The 1,478-nt window shown below is 31.9% G+C and carries 2 protein-coding genes and 1 pseudogene; all 3 read right to left on the reverse strand.

From position 1 onward, the window contains the following. Positions 1-733 (reverse strand): annotated as a pseudogene (locus OC698_RS03065) (AAA family ATPase); the annotation flags it as partial. Positions 734-775: 42 nt separating this feature from the next. Further along, a complete protein-coding gene (locus OC698_RS03070) occupies positions 776-1,066 on the reverse strand; it encodes an HU family DNA-binding protein (RefSeq protein WP_304513223.1) in 291 nt (96 codons plus the stop codon). Positions 1,067-1,266: 200 nt separating this feature from the next. Then, positions 1,267-1,478 (reverse strand): single-stranded DNA-binding protein (locus OC698_RS03075; protein ID WP_304513222.1); only part of this gene is annotated, 212 nt, incomplete at its 5' end.

Raw genomic sequence — 1,478 nt, forward strand, 5'->3', positions numbered from 1 at the left:
TTTGAAGATGCGGAAGCGGTTTATTTTCTTGTAAATGATTTAATTGCGTTTGTAAGTTTTGCTTTTGTTTTTCAAAAGCGATTTTTTGATCCGTTAAGAACAGTTGAAAATCCTGGAAATTTTTTAATTCCGTTTGATTTTTTTGATATTCTGGTTGCGTTTTTAACTCTTCAATTCTTTTTTGATTCGCTTCCACATAATTAAGGGCTTGGTTTAAGCGGAAAATTTGTTGTTGGAGATTTTCTTGGGTTTGGAGTTGAGCTTTGGCTTGGGCTAATTTTTCTAATTCTTCTTGTTGGGCTTTTTGATTTTGGTTTAATGCTTTTCTTTGGGCGATTAAATTATCAATTAAGGTTTGTTGGGTTTGTTGTTGGGTTTTGAGTTCAGTTAATTGTTGGTGTTTTTGGGTTTTCATGTTTGGGGGTAATTGTGGGTTATTAGTTAATTCAGTTTGGAGAGTTTTTATTTTAGTAATAATATCGGTTAAAGTTTTCACATTTTCATCAATTTGGGTTTTCAAGGTTTGATCTTGTTGGTGAAGTTCTTGGATTTTGGCTTGTTCTAATTTGATTTGATGATCGATCTCTTGTTGGCGTGGGGGCGATGGTTGGTTAGTTAAGGTTGGGGGTTTAGTTGGTTGATGAGAATGAGTGATGCCTAAAATGAATAAAATCAACAAACCTGAACTTAATAAACCCAGCAAACTCAAATAGATTTTTTTGTTTAAGGACATAGATTACCACCTTTCTTAGGTTGTTGCAAGAAAATAAGGGGGTTATTTTAAAATTAACGCTTTCACTTGGTCTTTAATAGTTTTAGATAATTTAAAAGTGACTACCGTTTTAGCAGGAATTTTGAGTTTTTGGCCTGTTTGGGGATTTCTACCGAAATAGGCTTTTTTCGCTTTTAAAACAAATTTCCCAATTTGGGGTGATAAAATGACTTCGGCATGAGATGTAATGGCTTCGCTTAAAGTCTTTTCAAAAGTGTGGTAAAATTCTGTCGTTTTGGTAATGGAAGCATGGTTCGCTTCGGCAATTTTTTTAATTAATTCTTTTTTAGTCATAAGGTTATTATTTCTCCTTTTAATTATGGTTTTGTTACTACAGTCTTCTTCAAAAAAATAAGTACCGCGATAAATGTGTGTTAACGCATCACTCATTTTTAAAATCTCCTTTGATTTGTTTATTTTTTTCATCTTATATATAATTTTTAATAATGATTTCTTGATGGATGTTTTTTTGGTTAATTATTAATTAGTTATGGTTAAAAAGGTAAATTATCTTGTGGTTTATTGTCTAAAGGTTTATGATCTAAAAAGATGACACTTTGGAGAATCACTTTGGTTGTTGTTCTTGTTTGGCCTTGGTGATTTTGATATTTTTGGATCGATAAACTCCCTTCGATATATACTTTGGAACCTTTATGTAAATATTGACTCATGTTTTCCGCTAGTTTCCGAAAAGCGACACAAGGGA

This window comes from Candidatus Phytoplasma gossypii (assembly GCF_030586975.1).
GTDB lineage: Bacteria > Bacillota_I > Bacilli_A > Acholeplasmatales > Acholeplasmataceae > Phytoplasma > Phytoplasma citri.

Bases quoted from the DNA above. Each gene is read 5' to 3' on its own strand.
- OC698_RS03070 (WP_304513223.1), bottom strand. From the start codon at position 1,066: ATGACTAAAAAAGAATTAATTAAAAAAATTGCCGAAGCGAACCATGCT.